Genomic DNA, 266 nt, shown 5'->3' on the forward strand with positions numbered 1-266 from the left:
TTGGTTATTCCTACATTTACGACACACGTCGTAAGGGCCTTGATCCCAACCGCGGCGTGTTGCTGGAGTTTGCACAGGACTTTGGCGGTATCGGCGGTGATTACACCTTTATCAAGACTACTGGTAAGGCGATTGCCGAGACCAAAATCTGGTATGAAGAAGTCACGCTGCGCGCCGTGTTGGAAGGTGGTGCTCTTGTTTCACCCGACAATGACAGCCGGATCGGAGATCGTTTCCAGCTGAACTCCCGTGTAATGCGCGGCTTT

At 52.6% G+C, this 266-nt stretch carries 1 protein-coding gene; it reads left to right on the forward strand.

The window, feature by feature from the left end:
• Positions 1-266 (forward strand): BamA/TamA family outer membrane protein (locus tag NXS07_RS21265; protein ID WP_258087667.1); only part of this gene is annotated, 266 nt, incomplete at both ends.

It is taken from the genome of Xenorhabdus bovienii (genome assembly GCF_024721015.1).
GTDB classification, from domain to species: domain Bacteria; phylum Pseudomonadota; class Gammaproteobacteria; order Enterobacterales; family Enterobacteriaceae; genus Xenorhabdus; species Xenorhabdus bovienii.